We start from the raw sequence: 16,439 nt of genomic DNA, 5'->3' as shown, positions 1-16,439 counted from the left end.
TATGCTGTATTTGTATTGGTGGTTATTAATTAGCATCTACTTTAATGTCGGTTCCTAAACGTTGTAAATAGGCAATTAAAGCTACAATTTCTCTGTTTTTCATTTCAATAAACGCTTCACCATTTTCAGCTGCCGATTTTTTGTCAGCTTCATAAGCAGCTACAAAATCAGGATCAGAATACAGGTTCTTTTCAATTTGAGCACCTTGCTCGTCCATGCTTTTCTGTGCATTAGCGATGTCTTCTTCTGTATAAGGAACCCCAAGGCTTACCATGGTCTTCATTTTAGCTTCGGTTTGCGATTTATCTAACTCACTACCTTCTCCAGTTATTAGCCAAGGGTAGCGGGGCATAATAGATCCTGACGATGTACTTTGTGGATCATACATATGGTTAAAGTGCCAGTTGTCTGAGTATTTTTGACCTAACCTGTGTAAGTCTGGACCAGTACGTTTACTTCCCCATAAAAATGGATGGTCGTACACATATTCACCTGCTTTCGAATACTCGCCGTAACGTTCTACTTCATGTCTAAACGGACGTATCATTTGGGAGTGGCAACCCACGCAACCTTCCCTTATGTAAATGTCTCTACCTTCAAGTTCTAATGCGGTATAAGGTTTTACACTTTCAATGGTTGGGATATTAGATTTAACCATAATGGTTGGAACAATCTGGATAATACCACCAATAAGTATAGCTACCGTTGCTAAAATGGTTAATTGAATTGGCCTTCTTTCTAACCACGTATGCCAGCCTTCATTGGCCGTACGCTTGCTAGTAACTTTCTCAAGGGCTGGAGCCTCTGCTAACTCATCTTCAACAGCACTACCATTTTTAATGGTCACAATAATATTGTAAACCAAAATAAACATACCTACAATATAGAGAGTTCCCCCAATAGCACGCATCCAGTACATCGGGATAATCTCTGTAACGGTTTCTAAGAAGTTTCCGTAAACTAAAGTCCCATCTGGATTAAACTGCTGCCACATGGAATACTGCGTAAAGCCTGCAACGTACATTGGCAATGCGTAAATAATAATACCAAGCGTACCTAGCCAAAAGTGCAAGTTTGCTAAAGGCAAGGAGTATAGCTTGGTTTTAAATAATCTTGGCACCAAATAATAAATCATTCCGAATGCCATGAAACCATTCCATGCTAAGGCCCCCACATGCACGTGTGCAATAATCCAATCTGTAAAGTGCGCTACGGCGTTAACATTTTTAAGTGATAAGGTAGGTCCTTCAAACGTTGCCATACCATAACCAGTAATTGCCACTACCATAAATTTTAGTACTGGATCAATTCGAACTTTATCCCATGCACCGCGTAAAGTCAGGAGTCCGTTTATCATACCTCCCCAAGAAGGCATAAGAAGCATTACTGAAAACGCAACACCTAAATTTTGAGCCCATTCTGGTAAAGCCGTATATAGTAAGTGATGTGGTCCTGCCCAGATGTAAATAAAAATTAGCGACCAGAAGTGTACAATAGAAAGTCTATAAGAGTAAACGGGTCTATTGGCCGCTTTAGGAACAAAATAATACATAAGCCCCAAAAACGGTGTGGTTAAAAAGAACGCTACCGCGTTATGACCGTACCACCATTGTACAAGGGCATCTTGAACCCCGGCGTAAACAGAATAACTCTTTAAAGCACTAACGGGAAGTTCTAAACTATTAAAAATATGTAGAACGGCAACCGTAACAAACGTGGCGATATAAAACCAAATGGCCACATATAGGTGACGCTGTCTACGTTTTAAAATAGTCCAAATCATATTAACACCGAATACTACCCATATTAAAGCAATGGCAATATCTATTGGCCATTCCAGTTCTGCGTATTCTTTGGAGGTTGTAATTCCTAAAGGCAGCGTAATAGCAGCTGCAACAATAATTAACTGCCAACCCCAAAAGTTGATATTGCTTAATAGGTCGCTAGCCATGCGTGTCTTAAGTAACCTTTGAAGTGAATAATACACCCCAGCGAACATAGCATTTCCAACAAATGCAAAAATTACTGCATTGGTGTGTAATGGTCGCAGTCTACCAAAGCTTAGCCATGAAATCCCATCAGTAAGATTCGGGAATAGAAACATAAAGGCGAGAAGTAAACCTACCGCCATTCCTACAACTCCAAAAACGATTGTTGCATAGAGGAATTTAGTAACGATTTTGTTATCGTAATGAAACTGTTGCATTTCCATAATTAATTATTAGTCTTTTTGGTTAGTACTGTTTTTTGTGGTTTATCTTTAACAAGTTCGTCCTCGAATAACATCCGAACAGACGGGGTATAGCTGTCATCATATTGACCGCTTCTTACAGCTAAAACAAAAGCTATAAAAAAGCCAATAGCAACTATAATGCTAATTGCCAGCAAAATATATATAACGCTCATACCTATTTGAAGTTATGGTTCAAAAGTAATTTTATACCCATTTTAAAAATATGACTTTTATCATGTTTTAACAAGCTTATTTTAATTTTTTACCCTCGATGTTGGTTGCGATGGTGGTAAATACCACTATGCTAATTGAGCTTAAAGGCATTAATATAGCAGCAATAACAGGAGCCAACTGTCCAGTGACAGCAAAGTATAATCCAATGGTGTTATAAATAATAGATAATACAAAACTCCATCTTATAATCCGGATAGCCGATTTAGAGGCTTTAATAAACTGAAACAATTTATTGAATTTCGAGGCGTCCAAAATGGCATCACAGGCCGGAGAAAAAACATTTACGTTTTCTGAAATCGCGATTCCTACATTACTTTGCGCTAGAGCTCCCGCATCATTTAATCCGTCGCCTATCATAAGTACTTTGGCGCCAGAACCTTGGTGATGTTTTATATACTCTAATTTGTCTTCTGGTTTCTGATTGAATATTAATTTGGTTTTGGCTGGAAGTAATTTAGTTAAGTTTTCTTGTTCCCCTGCGTTATCTCCAGAAATAACGGCTAAGTCGTAATCTTTTTTTAGCTGATTGAAAAGTTCGGATATTCCAGCTCTATACTTGTTGTAAAAGGTAAACTTGCCTTTGTAGTTGTTATTGGTGCTTACATGCACCGAAGTATTCAAGGTGGCGTTTTCTGCAGAAAGACCAACATAATTTGCCGAACCAATTTTAATACGATTATCGTCTTTTTTAGCCTCAATCCCGTGGCCTGTATATTCTTTATAATCGTCTAGAGTAACAATATTATTGTCTTGCAGAAGCTCATAAAGTGAGCGACTTAACGGATGGTTTGAGTTTCTCAATGTGCTTTTTAGCAACCGTTCTTCAGAGGTAGATAGCTTCTTGCCGTCATAAGATATAACAGTTTCCTTATTGGCCGTAATAGTGCCAGTTTTATCAAAAATAATGGTATTTATAGTTGCCAATTGTTCAATAACCAAAGCGTTCTTTGCATATAGTTTTTGTTTACCAAAAATGCGCAAAAGGTTGCCAAAGGTAAAAGGAGCTGCTAGTGCAATGGCACAAGGGCACGCAATAATTAAAACGGCTGTAAAAACGTTTAGTGCCTTGCTACTGTCAGCATAAAGCCAATAACCGGTGGCAACCAAAGCAATACTCAGTAAAATAATAGTAAAGCGTTTACTAATAGCATTGGTAATATTGGTAAATCCTTCTTCTTTATCCTTGTTAAAAACATCGTTACTCCATAATTGAGTTAGATAGCTCTGTTCAACCGTTTTTAGTACATCTACTTCAATACTCCCGCGTAATTGCTTACCTCCGGCAAATAATTTATCTCCAGATTGTTTGGAGACTGCCACAGATTCACCTGTAACAAAGCTATAATCTATTTGAGCTTTTCCACGTATTAGAATACAATCTACTGGGATAAGTTCTTCGTTTCTTATTAAAAGTCTATCCCCTTTTTTAATATCATAGACTTGTATGGATTCTTCCTGGCCATCGGAATTTATTTTTGTAATACCTATCGGGAAATAAGATTTGTAATCTCTTTCAAAAGAGAGATAGCTATAGGTTTTTTGTTGAAAAAACTTGCCAACCAATAAAAAGAAAATTAATCCAGATAAGCTATCAAAAAAGCCAGTGCCTAAGTTGAATATAATTTCAGCAGTACTTCTTATAAATAATACCGAGGCGCCAAGCGCAATAGGAACATCTATGTTAAGAATACCAGATTTTAAACCCTTATAGGCCGAAATAAAATAGTCTTGCGCACAGTAGAAAATAACAGGAAGAGAAAAGCTAAACATGAGCCACCTAAAAAGAGGAGCGTATTTTTCAATCCAAAAACCGTTAACCTGAAAATATTCTGGAAAAGAGAGGAACATAATATTTCCGAATGCAAATCCTGCAACTCCCAGTTTGTAGATTAATGACCTATCAATGTTTTTTTTACCCACCGTGTAGTCATCCAAACTTATAAAAGGCTCGTAGCCTATCTTGCTTAAAAGTTTTACTAGATTTTTAAGTGTTATTAGGTTGCCATTATAGGTAATTCGAACATTTTTCTTTCCAAAGTTAACAATAGAAGAAGAAATACCAGGGTTAAGCTTGTAAAGATTTTCAAGAATCCAAATACACGAACTGCAATGAATATGTGGGATATACAGGGTAACAATCTGGGTATTATCATTGTTAAACTCAAGTAAACTATCGACAATTTTATCGTTATCAAGAAAGTTGTATTTACCTTCAATTTCCTTTGGAGTGGCACCAGGCGCCTCTTGCAAATCGTAATAACAAGTTAGATTGTTAGCAGAAAAAATTTCGTAAACGGTTTTACACCCCTTACAACAAAACGATTTATTATCAAAGATGATTTTAGACTTAGTCGCATCTAGCCCACAGTGGAAACATGATGTATGTTCCATAAATATTTGCTCAATTATACCTGTTACAAAATTGAAAAGTTAATGATTATTTTAATATGATATATGTCATGTTTTATTTATTTTTACGGTACTCTAATATGGAATTATGGGCAAGTGCGAACAATGTATAATTAAGCAGTTTAACTCTCTAAAAGCATTAACTAAGGATGAACTGGTACGCATCTCTGGATGTAAAACATCAAAGAAGATAAAAAAGGGAGAGATTATTTTTGAAGAAGGCGAGGTGCTAAATGGTGTTTATTGTGTTAGAGATGGTATTTGCAAGTTATCGAAATTGAGTGAAAATGGTAAAGACCAAATTGTAAAAATGGTTGTGAAGGGGCAATTATTAGGACAACGATCTTTAATAAGCGAAGAGAGTTCTAATTTACAAGCCACGGCATTAAACGATATGGAGGTTTGTTTTATTCCCAAGAGTGAAATATTTGCCGACTTACAAAAGAACTCCAAGTTTTCTCTTGAGGTATTAAAAGATATGGCTCATGATTTAAGAGATTCTGACGATATTATAGTAAATATGGCTCAGAAATCTGTTCGTCAAAGGTTAGCAGAAACACTCATATACATTCATGACAGTTTTGGGACAAATCCAGACGGAACATTAAGTGTACTCTTATCAAGAGAGGATTATGCAAATATTGTTGGAACTGCTACAGAATCAGCGATTAGAGTGTTGTCTCAGTTTAAAAAGGAAGGCACGATTTCTACAGTCGGGAAATATATAAAAATAGAAAATCTGGCGGCGCTTAAGCGTATCGAATAGAACATTTTTTCTATCGCCAGTTTAGGCTTTCTAAAAAAAGAATTACGGCGTAATTTACTTTTTACCTGCTTCTAGGATTAAATTCTTGAACATAGCGAAAATTTATCATGACATTATTTAAATAAATGTTAATGACTGAGTCTTCTCTGTTATTTATAGTATTTTTATAACGCTATGGACAAAAAAGAAATACCAAAAAAGGGGTTTGTGTTCAATACATACAAAGTGCCTAATCAATCGCCATTCGATAAACTTTTTGAGATTTTCAAAGAGTTAATAACCCATACTTCTGGTGATTTTGACGAAGCTATCGACTGGTTACGAGAACTTGACAAAGAATATAATCTAACAACACCCGAGTATACTATTGAAGATTTTATAGAGGACTTAAAAAAGAAAGGGTATATTAAGGAAGAAATAGATCCCGATGGTAACGGGGAAGGTATGGCTATTACTGCAAAAACCGAACGGGCTATTAGACAACAAGCTTTGGATCAGATTTTCGGAAAAATTAAACGAAGTGGACAAGGTAACCATAAAAGTAAAAGCCCAGGTTTGGGAGATGAGCATACAGGTGATTATCGTGCTTATCAGTTTGGCGATGCTTTAGATAAAGTCTCGATGACTGAAAGTTTAAAAAACGCTCAAATAAGTCATGGTATTACAGATTTTTCTATGACTGAAGACGATTTGGTTGTTGAAGAAACCATGCATAAGGCGCAAATGAGCACGGTGCTCATGATCGATATTAGTCATAGTATGATTTTATACGGTGAAGATAGAATTACACCTGCCAAAAAAGTAGCAATGGCTTTAGCCGAATTGATAACTACCAGATACCCCAAAGACACGCTTGATATATTGGTTTTTGGGAATGATGCCTGGCAAATAGAAATAAAAGACCTGCCATATCTTAAGGTGGGACCTTATCATACCAATACCGTAGCTGGATTACAACTGGCCATGGATTTGTTGAGAAGGAAGCGTAATACCAACAAGCAAATATTTATGATTACAGATGGTAAACCCAGTTGTTTGAGGTTGCCAGATGGCCAATATTACAAAAACAGTATGGGGTTAGATGAGCATATTGTTAATAAATGTTATGCCATGGCCCAGCAAGCCCGAAGATTGCATATTCCAATCACCACGTTTATGATTGCTCAAGATAGTTATTTGATGCAATTTGTTAGAGAGTTCACATATGCTAACCAAGGAAAAGCTTTTTACACCGGTCTTAAGGGACTTGGGGAAATGATTTTTGAAGATTATGAAACCAACAGAAAAAAAAGAATTAAAGGATAAATATGAAAATAGAAAGTATTAAAACTTTAGGAGATTTAAAAGCAGCGGGTTACAAATGTAAATCTATTAAGGAAGAGTTAAGAGACAACCTAATTTTAAAAATCAAAAATAATGAAACAACCTTTAATGGTGTTCATGGATATGAAAACACGGTTATTCCAGAATTAGAACGGGCTATACTATCAAGGCATAATATAAACCTTTTAGGATTGCGAGGTCAGGCAAAAACAAGGTTGGCACGCTTAATGCTAAATTTATTGGATGAATATATTCCTTGTGTAAAAGGCTCTGAAATTAATGATGATCCATTAAACCCTATTAGTAGGTATGCTATTGAAGTTATAAAAAAAGAAGGTGATTACACAGAAATATCATGGTTACATAGAAGTGAACGGTTTGCTGAAAAATTGGCTACGCCAGATGTTACAGTAGCCGATATTATTGGTGATGTAGACCCCATTAAAGCAGCCAACTTAAAACTAAGTTATGCCGACGATCGAGTGATTCATTATGGTATGATACCTCGAGCTAATCGCTGTATTTTTGTTATTAATGAGTTGCCAGATTTGCAAGCCAGAATTCAAGTAGCTCTTTTTAATATTTTGCAAGAAGGGGACATTCAAATACGAGGTTTTAAACTAAGGTTACCCCTAGATATCCAGTTTGTATTCACGGCTAATCCCGAAGACTATACCAATAGAGGCAGTATTGTTACCCCCTTAAAAGATAGAATTGGTTCTCAAATTTTAACGCACTATCCCAAAGATATTGAAACAGCTCGATTAATTACAGAGCAGGAGGCAAAAGTTGTGGAAGGACAAAACAATGCTGTAATTGTACCAGATTTAGCGCGGGATTTATTAGAGCAAATCGTTTTTGAAGCAAGAGAATCTGAGTATGTTGATGCCAAAAGTGGGGTTAGTGCCAGATTAAGTATTACAGCTCTAGAAAACCTTTTGAGTACTGCGGAGCGTAGGGCTCTTATTGCCGGAGATGGCCAAACAACTATAAGATTATCAGATTTTGTTGGTATTATCCCTGCTATTACAGGAAAAGTAGAACTAGTTTATGAAGGCGAACAGGAAGGGGCTGCCGTTGTTGCCTATAATTTAATAGGTGAGGGGGTAAAGAGCCTTTTTCCAGAATTCTTTCCAGCTATTGAAAAACTCAAAAGGCAAGATGATGATAGTCCTTATGATGATATTGTGTCTTGGTTCTTTAATTTAAAAGATGGTTTGGAGCTTTTAGATGATTTAAGAGATAAGGAATATAAGGCGCTTTTAAATTCAATTTCGCCTTTAGATGATTTATTGGGAGAATATCAGCCTAATTTATCGAAACAAGATAGTTATTTTGTTAAAGAATTTGTTCTTTGGGCCTTAGTTGAATTCAAGCAGCTGAGCAAAAAAAGATTTACCGAAGGCATTCAATTTAAAGATCCTTATGGTAGTTTTATAAATGGAATTTAAATTCTAGCTCATTGATTTATAATAGTACATAAATTATCCATTTTTTACTTAATAGAATAAGTTTTACGGTTATATTTAAAAGATTAATTAATTTAAAGTTCGACATTATGAAATCCAATTTTTTACTATTTTATTTCCTTGTCACTATTGGTTTTGTTTCGTGTAGCGATAGTAATGATAATAACCCAGATCCACCAAAACCAACAGCAGCCGATATTAGCGGCACTGTGAATTTGTATGATGAAGGCATAAACGAAATCGACAATGCGGATATGTTGGTTAAAGTTGAAGGTTCGTCTATAGCAGCAACAACAGATGCCGAAGGTAGATTTAGGCTGTTAAATGTACCTTTTGGTGACGTTACTCTGGTTTATGAGAAAACGGGTTACGGCACATTTAAAAAATATGATATAGAACATAATGACGGCGACACGTTTATAACTGATTCGCCATCATTAGGGCAAAAGTCAACCACATCAATAACTAATCTCGTTGTTAGCACAGGTACAGGAACTGTAACCGTTGCTGCAACTACAGATCCTGTTGCTAATATTGGCAATACTCGCTATATTCGATATTTTTTCTCTACGCAATCTAATGTGAGTAGTGAGAATTTTGATGCAGTTTTAGATGCTTTTCCTGCTCAAATTACACCATATAATCTTAATTTAAATAGCGATTCTTTTGAGGCTCTAGGATTCGAAAGTGGACAAACCGTTTATGTGAAGTGTTATGGCGAATCGTTTTGGTCCAATCAATACGAAGATCCAGATCTTAACACAACCGTATTTCCAAATGTTAATGCAAACTCCGCGGCTGCAGTTTCATTTGTTGTACCATAAAAAGTTTTGTCCTAAGACATTTGTTAATTTGAAGAGAACTACAGAGGCGTATTATCTTGACTTAATATTGGCTTCACAAAGTATAATGATTTCTGTAATGCGTTTAATTCGGGTAGCTTCGCGTTTTGCATTATACAGCCAAGACAAGTAACTTTTTCGGTAACCTTTTGAGAAGTTTTGATAGTTCTTAAAAGCCCTTGGGTTTTGGTTAAAGGCCGTCTGTAAATCTTTGGGGATGATGCCATTTTCAACATCATCCATGGCAGTCCAGGTTCCAGTCGTTTTAGCTAAATCAATCATATGGTAGCCAGATTCATGGATTAGTCCTTGGCGTTCTAATTCTTCAATGTACGTTTTATTAAGAGCACTCCATGTACTTTTAGGATTTCTAGGACAAAAGTATTGCCGACGTTTTCCATTACCCAAACTTTTTACGGTAGAATCAATCCACCCAAAGCACAGAGCTACTTTTACAGCTTCTTCCCAGCGCATGGTTGGAATCTTCATTTCTAGCTTGTAAAAAATGAGATATACGCCATTTACTCTATTATGATTATCCAATAGCCATTGGTGCCAATCTGTATCTCGCTCAAAATATAATTCAGGAAGATTTTTCAAATTCTAGAAAGCTTCATTGGTTTCTATATAAAAATTCTTGTCTACCACAACAGGTGTTTTACTTGAAGGCGTTTCTATGGCTTTCCATTCAGAGTTCGGGTAAATCCAAATAGCATCGTCTCCAATTTTCACCTTAACAGGCATATCAAAATTAGCCACAACATTAGTCCATCTATATTGTAGTTTTCTTTTTTTACGTGTAAGCTCCAGCTTTGGGATATTGGTAGTTCTTAAATATTGATTGAAGAATGCCGTTAAATCTATTCCTGTTTCCTGACTTAGAAAGTCTTCAATTTGACTCGAAGTCACGGTTTTGTGATAAAATACTAAATTCATTTTCCGAAGTATTTGTCGCCATTTTTCGTCATTTTCAATAAGTTGCCTTAGTGTGTGAAGCATGTTAGATCCTTTAAAGTACATATCTGAAGAACCCTCGCTATTAACATGGTAGTGGCCTATAATTGGTCTGTCATTTTGAATGTTTTTTCTTGTACCAATAACATATTCTGAAGCAGCTTTTTTTCCATAATAATAATCAAGAAACAGACTTTCGGAGTAGGCCGTAAAGCTTTCATGGATCCACATGTCTGCAATATCTTTATTGGTAATACTGTTGGCGAACCATTCATGACCAGATTCGTGAACGATAATAAAATCAAATTTAAGTCCCCATCCGGTGCCAGACCAATCCGTTCCCAGATATCCATACTTATATTGATTACCATAGGTAACAGAACTCTGGTGTTCCATACCTAAATAGGGCACTTCTACCAGTTTATAGCCGTCTCTATAAAAAGGATATTGACCAAACCAATACTCAAAGGCTTTCATCATTTTAGGAGCATCTTTAAAATGTTGCTGCGCTCTATCTAGATTATATTTTAGTACATAATAGTCCATGCTTAAGTCGCCTGCCATACCATTATAGATTTCCGAAAAATGACTGTAGTCTCCAATATTAATATTGACACCATAATTATTTATGGGGCTTTTAACAATCCAAGTGTAGGTTTTTGTATCGTCAATACGCTCAACGCTTCTAAGTCTTCCATTGGATACGTTCGTTAATTTGGCTGGAACGTTCACGCTTATTTGCATGCTATCAACTTCGTCGTACATATGGTCTTTGCATGGCCACCAAACGCTTGCCCCCAAGCCTTGACATGAGGAGGCTACAAAGTGATTTCCGTTTTTATCTTTCTCCCAAGAAATACCACCGTCCCATGGGGCATTTACTGCAGTTTTAGGATGGCCTTCGTAGTAAACGGTTAAATTGTTTACGGTTTCAACGTACTGTGGGTCTGCAAGAGAGATGAAATGAGCATTACCTTTCTGTTTGATTTCTAATTCTTTACCATTTTGTGTCGCTTTCAGTAGTTTTAAAGGCGCCTGCAAATCGATTTGCATCACAGCATTTTCTTTTAATACTTTATACTGAATTGTGTTCTTTCCAGAGATAAACCTATTATCTGGGTCTACTTTTATATCTAAATCGTAATAGGTTAAATCCCACCACGAACGTTCTGGGGTAATACTGCCTCTTAGGGTATCTTGTCTTGTAAAAGTGTGCTTGTCTTGCAGTAACTGAGCACTTAAAGGCGTTACAATAAGGGCTAAAAAAACGAACGTGATTAATCTAAAGATCATGGATTAATGCTTTTTTAAGATTTACTAAGATGTTAGTCTCTAATTATTTGATTAGGAAATGTTACCATGCTTTCAAAACCATTTTTGCCAATAGCCGAAATTCCAAAAAAGGAGTTGTCAATAACAATACCACTAAGCAAAAACTCATCTACATCTCCAACATAACGACTATTATCCCATGTGGGGGAGGTAGTGTCTCTCCAATAGATTTTATATCCTGTCGCTCCAGGTAATTTGTCCCATTTGAATTTAGCAGCTGGCTCAACAATGCCACCTATAGCCACGTTTTTAGGGCTAGGAGGGGCCCACGCCAAACTTGCCAAATTAATAGCGTTTACAGCCGTTAACTTTTTTGCATAATCAAAATTGACATGCTCAATAACATCACCATAAGCAATACCGTTTTCTTTTCTAATATCTTGATGTTGTTGCGTGTAATTTTCATGTGCCTCCATAATTCTGATACCAGCATACCCTAAGTCATTAAACGGACGGTGATGACCACCTCTGCCAAATCGATCCAATCTATAGACCATCATCGGATTCATCTCAGGCATATATGTTTTAGTGGTTTTATGAACATAGCGAGCCAGTTGCCTGGAAATACCATCAACTTCACCACCATAAAAACGTCTTAACATGCGTTGGCGTTCTGTTTCATTTGGAGGTGTAGGTTCGGAAAAAATCCTAAAGGTTCTATTATCAATAACTCCATCAACCCCTTTAATGTTTCCAATCATATCGTTGTTTAGAATACCTATAATTTCCCAATTCTTATCTTTGGCATATTTAGCAAGTCCAGCACCACCAAATAAGCCTTGTTCCTCACCTGATAACCCCACATAAACAATACTGCTTTTAAATTGATACTTACTTAGAACCCTGGCGGCTTCTATAGTACCAGCCATCCCTGAGGCGTTGTCGTTGGCTCCTGGGGCGTCCGTAGTAAAATCCATAGTATCACTAGCCCGCGAGTCAATATCTCCACTCATAATAATATATCTGTTAGGATATGTGGTTCCTTTTTGGATGGCTACAACATTAACCACCCATGCATCATGAGGAACACGGCTGTTTCCTTCTTTGGTTACAAAGTCTTTTTGGTAGAATACATTCAAACAATTGTCACATGACTTTGAAATAGTTTCGAACTCCGATTTAATCCATCTTCGGGCCGCTCCAATACCTCTGGTCTCAGAAAGGGTGTCACTAAACGTATTTCTTGTGCCAAAATTAACAAGCGTTTGTATATCATGTTGGAGGCGGTCTTTTGATACCTTATTAATAATATCGTAAATGTCTAAAGATGTCTGGGCATTGCTCAAATTAACAAGGCAACAAGAAAAAAAGAAGAAAAGGACGCGTATCATATTTTTTCTTTAAAAATACAGAAAATAAAAACGCTTCAAAAACAAATTTGAAGCGTCTTAACAATTTTGAGTTAGTCACTACTCTGTTTCAAAACATATATTTAGAAACAATACTTATTTTCTTTAATTACTTTCTCTGCAATAATGTGCCTCAATTCAATAATGTTAGGCATGTTTACATATTTAATATAGCGTTTTAGCCCCATAAGCATCATACGCTGTTCATCTCCTGTAGAAAAAGAAATGATAGAGTGCTTGCCAGCGGTTTCAATAACATCGATAGCATGGAACAGGTTTAATTTGGCCATAGCTATTTGCTCCTTAGCATGGTCTTCGCCATTTTTTTTGGCCATTTTTTCAGCCCTTAAAATAGCCGATTCGGCAAGATAAATTTGAATTAATATATCCGATGCTGCAAGCATTAATTGCTGCTGGGATTCAATCTTTTCACCATATTTTTGTAGTGCGGCTCCGGCAACCATCAAGAAAAGTTTTTTAAGATTTTTTATGATGTTTTTTTCTTCTGAAAATAACTCAGAGTAATCTGGAACTTCAAAAGAAGGGATGCCTACTAATTCGTCTTTAACCGCCATTGCAGGGGTTAGCACATCAACATGCCCTTTCATTGCTTTTTTAATAAGCATGCCAATGGAAAGCATTCTATTAATTTCATTTGTACCTTCATAAATCCTAGAAATTCTAGCATCTCGCCATGCCGACTCAATGGGGGTTTCTTCTGAAAAACCCATACCGCCATAAATCTGAATGCCTTCATCGGTACATTTCTGAATAAACTCTGAAACAGCAACTTTTAAGATGGAGCATTCAATCGCATATTCTTCAACACCCTTAAGTTCTGCTTCTTGATGGGTGTCTTTGCCATTATTTTTTCTGAGCTCAATTCTATCTTCAATATTCTTTGCAGCTCGATAGCTGGCAGCTTCGCCTACCCAACAATTGGTTGCCATTTCGGCGATTTTTTGCCGTATTGCACCAAAACTAGAGATAGGGGTTTTAAACTGAATACGCTCATTGGCATACTTCACAGATTCGGTAATGGTTCTTCGTTGGGCATCTAGACATGCTGCAGCTAATTTGATTCTACCAACGTTTAAAGCATTCATGGCAATTTTGAAACCGTTCCCTCTTTCTGAAAGCATATTTTCTGCTGGGACTACAGTTTCATTGAAAAACACCTGTCTTGTTGAAGACGATCGAATACCGAGCTTATGTTCTTCTTCTCCCATGGTAATACCATTAGGGTTTGCAGAATCATATTCTACAATAAATCCAGTAATATTTTTGTCGTCTTCAATTCTGGCAAATACAATCATAAGATGACAAAAACCAGCATTGGAAATCCACATTTTTTGCCCTGTAATTTTATAGAATTTGCCATCATCAGATAAAACAGCTTTTGTCTTTCCGGAATTGGCATCACTTCCCGCACTTGGTTCTGTTAAACAATAAGAGCCAAACCATTCTCCAGATGCCAATTTAGGTACATACTTTTGTTTTTGCGCTTCTGTACCGTACAAGGTGATTGGCATGGTTCCAATACCAGTATGCGCACCAAAGGCCGTACTAAATGAGCCTGTGGCCCCAGAAATGAAATCGCACACTAACATGGTATCTACAAAACCCATACCCATGCCACCATATGTTTCAGGTACGGAAACACTCAAAAATCCTAGTTCTGCCGCTTTTTTCATGCAGGTTTCTGTTAAAGCAAAGTCTTTTTGTTCAAACTGTGCTTTATTGGCCCAAAGCTCGCGATCTACAAATTCGGTAACAGCTTCTTTCATCATAAGCTGGTCTTCATTAAAATCCTCTGGAGTGAAAATATCTTCACAGTCAATTTCTTTAACCAAAAATTGACCACCACGTAAAATGTCTTTTTCTTCTTTTTTCATGTGTTATGCTTTAAGATGTTAGAGCCAAGAATCGAGAACCAAGACCTGCTATGTTAGTCTGGACTGAAATCTTGAAATCATTTTTTGTATTTGAGTTATTTTACTTTCTAATTCACTAAATTTTTCTTCTGAAAGATAATTTTGATTGTATGCCACAATCAGTTGAGTTTCCCATTCAAATGCCGAGCCCAAACTATCTTCAAGGTATTTATTAAAATGTTTATTTGTGCTTTTACTGCTACCTTCTGAAATGTTAGAAGGGATTGAAACTACACATCTATTCATTTACACAGCCAGACCAAATTTCTCGAAATCAGGAAATGTACTAGTTAGTTGATAAGTGTCTCCTACCAGAGTAATACTATCCTGCCATATTTTGAGATTCTTAAAATTATGCATTTAATCTTGATTCTGTATTCTTGAAATCATGATTCTAATTTAAAAATTCGAATATGCCGCAAGCACCTTGTCCTGTACCCACGCACATGGTTACTGCTCCATATTTGCCTATCATGTTCCGTTGTCTCATTTCGTCAAACAGCTGTACAGAAAGTTTAGCGCCGGTGCATCCAAGAGGATGGCCTAAGGCTATAGCGCCACCATTAACATTAACAATGCTCGGGTTTAGGTTTAACTCTCGTATAACAGCAAGGGATTGCGAGGCAAAGGCTTCATTTAACTCAATAAGTTCTAAATCATTTTGTTTTAGGCCTGCTTGATCTAAGGCTTTAGGAATAGCCTTTACAGGGCCAATACCCATAATTCTTGGTTCCACACCTGCAGCCGCGTAATTTACTAATCTCGCAATAGGTTCAAGATTTAGTTCTTTAACCATGGTCTCGCTCATTACCAAAACAAAAGCCGCCCCATCACTCATTTGCGACGAGTTTCCAGCAGTAACGCTGCCTCCTTGAGCAAAAACTGGTCTTAATTTGGCAAGTGCTTCTAGACTTGTGCCGGCTCTAGGTCCTTCATCTTTTGTTACGGTATACGTTTTTGTTGCTTTTTTTCCATTCGAATCAATGTATGTTTGTTCGACTTCAATAGGAACTATTTGCTTTTGAAAACGGTTTTCTGCCTGTGCTTTTAAAGCCTTCATATGTGAATTATAAGCAAACTCATCTTGGTCTTCTCTCGATACTTTAAATTGATTGGCAACTGCTTCAGCAGTATTTCCCATGCCCCAATAGTAATCCTCATGGCCTGCTTTAACGATGTCATAATTTAATTCAGGTTTAAACCCTGTCATTGGGACTGCGCTCATACTTTCGGCTCCACCCGCAATAATGCAATCTGCCATTCCAGACCGTATTTTTGCCGTGGCAATGCCAATAGTTTCTATTCCTGAGGAGCAAAATCTGTTAACCGTTACCCCGGGAACGTCTACAGAATTAAGACCCATTAAAGAAATTAATCTAGCCATATTAAGGCCTTGAGAACCCTCGGGCATTGCATTTCCAACAATAACATCATCAATCCGGGCTTTGTCTAGATTGGGAAGTTCTTTCATCATATGCTGAATGGTCTCGGCTGCCAGCTCGTCTGTTCTTTTAAAGCGAAAAACGCCTTTTGGGGCTTTGCCAACCGCTGTTCTATACGCTTTTACTATATATGCTTGTTTCATTTTTTTTTG

At 36.9% G+C, this 16,439-nt stretch carries 13 protein-coding genes; 4 read left to right on the top strand and 9 right to left on the bottom strand.

The window, feature by feature from the left end; translation table 11 throughout:
• Window positions 1-25: 25 nt before the first annotated feature.
• From ccoN to E5D58_RS11090, 3 genes are all read right to left on the bottom strand, one after another.
• Window positions 26-2,212: a cytochrome-c oxidase, cbb3-type subunit I gene (ccoN, locus tag E5D58_RS11100; protein ID WP_136481936.1), complete on the bottom strand. Its 2,187-nt coding sequence runs from the start codon at window positions 2,210-2,212 to the stop codon at window positions 26-28.
• Window positions 2,213-2,214: 2 nt separating this feature from the next.
• Window positions 2,215-2,406, bottom strand: coding sequence for a cbb3-type cytochrome oxidase assembly protein CcoS (gene ccoS / locus E5D58_RS11095; protein WP_136481935.1), 192 nt, complete (start codon window positions 2,404-2,406; stop codon window positions 2,215-2,217).
• Between the two features lie 76 nt (window positions 2,407-2,482).
• The gene (locus E5D58_RS11090) at window positions 2,483-4,858 is read right to left on the bottom strand and encodes a heavy metal translocating P-type ATPase (RefSeq protein ID WP_136481934.1); all 2,376 of its coding nucleotides are present in this window, start codon (window positions 4,856-4,858) and stop codon (window positions 2,483-2,485) included.
• Between the two features lie 106 nt (window positions 4,859-4,964).
• Here E5D58_RS11090 and E5D58_RS11085 point away from each other — a divergent pair, with 106 nt between their 5' ends.
• The 4 genes from E5D58_RS11085 to E5D58_RS11070 all read left to right on the top strand — a co-directional run bounded on the left by E5D58_RS11085 (window position 4,965) and on the right by E5D58_RS11070 (window position 9,258).
• Window positions 4,965-5,642 (top strand): Crp/Fnr family transcriptional regulator, encoded by a 678-nt coding sequence (locus E5D58_RS11085; RefSeq protein WP_136481933.1) that lies wholly within the window; start codon window positions 4,965-4,967, stop codon window positions 5,640-5,642.
• Between the two features lie 174 nt (window positions 5,643-5,816).
• Window positions 5,817-6,947, top strand: a complete 1,131-nt coding sequence (locus tag E5D58_RS11080) for a vWA domain-containing protein (RefSeq protein ID WP_136481932.1) — start codon at window positions 5,817-5,819, stop codon at window positions 6,945-6,947.
• A gap of 2 nt (window positions 6,948-6,949) precedes the next feature.
• Window positions 6,950-8,416: a MoxR family ATPase gene (locus E5D58_RS11075; RefSeq protein ID WP_136481931.1), complete on the top strand. Its 1,467-nt coding sequence runs from the start codon at window positions 6,950-6,952 to the stop codon at window positions 8,414-8,416.
• A gap of 107 nt (window positions 8,417-8,523) precedes the next feature.
• Window positions 8,524-9,258, top strand: a complete 735-nt coding sequence (locus E5D58_RS11070; protein WP_136481930.1) for a carboxypeptidase-like regulatory domain-containing protein — start codon at window positions 8,524-8,526, stop codon at window positions 9,256-9,258.
• Between the two features lie 51 nt (window positions 9,259-9,309).
• On the opposite strand, the gene E5D58_RS11065 is transcribed toward E5D58_RS11070, so the two are convergent.
• The 6 genes from E5D58_RS11065 to E5D58_RS11040 form a co-directional block, all read right to left on the bottom strand.
• Window positions 9,310-9,876, bottom strand: a complete 567-nt coding sequence (locus E5D58_RS11065; protein ID WP_136481929.1) for a YdeI/OmpD-associated family protein — start codon at window positions 9,874-9,876, stop codon at window positions 9,310-9,312.
• A gap of 3 nt (window positions 9,877-9,879) precedes the next feature.
• Window positions 9,880-11,523 carry a M1 family metallopeptidase gene (locus tag E5D58_RS11060; RefSeq protein ID WP_136481928.1) on the bottom strand — a complete coding sequence of 548 codons (1,644 nt, stop codon included), beginning with the start codon at window positions 11,521-11,523 and terminating at the stop codon, window positions 9,880-9,882.
• A 32-nt stretch (window positions 11,524-11,555) separates the two neighbouring features.
• Entirely contained in the window at window positions 11,556-12,893 is a 1,338-nt protein-coding gene (locus tag E5D58_RS11055) for a M28 family peptidase (RefSeq protein ID WP_136481927.1), read from the bottom strand.
• 101 nt (window positions 12,894-12,994) lie between these two features.
• On the bottom strand, window positions 12,995-14,806 hold the full coding sequence (locus E5D58_RS11050) for an acyl-CoA dehydrogenase family protein (RefSeq protein ID WP_136481926.1): 1,812 nt from the start codon (window positions 14,804-14,806) through the stop codon (window positions 12,995-12,997).
• A 48-nt stretch (window positions 14,807-14,854) separates the two neighbouring features.
• Window positions 14,855-15,091 carry a four helix bundle protein gene (locus E5D58_RS11045; RefSeq protein ID WP_449397378.1) on the bottom strand — a complete coding sequence of 79 codons (237 nt, stop codon included), beginning with the start codon at window positions 15,089-15,091 and terminating at the stop codon, window positions 14,855-14,857.
• Window positions 15,092-15,239: 148 nt separating this feature from the next.
• Window positions 15,240-16,430 (bottom strand): acetyl-CoA C-acyltransferase, encoded by a 1,191-nt coding sequence (locus tag E5D58_RS11040; protein WP_136481925.1) that lies wholly within the window; start codon window positions 16,428-16,430, stop codon window positions 15,240-15,242.
• Window positions 16,431-16,439: the final 9 nt, after the last annotated feature.

The organism is Cognatitamlana onchidii, assembly GCF_004804355.1.
GTDB classification, from domain to species: Bacteria; Bacteroidota; Bacteroidia; order Flavobacteriales; family Flavobacteriaceae; genus Cognatitamlana; species Cognatitamlana onchidii.
Note: the sequence above shows the minus strand (reverse complement) of the source record. Positions and strands in the feature narration are given on the sequence as shown.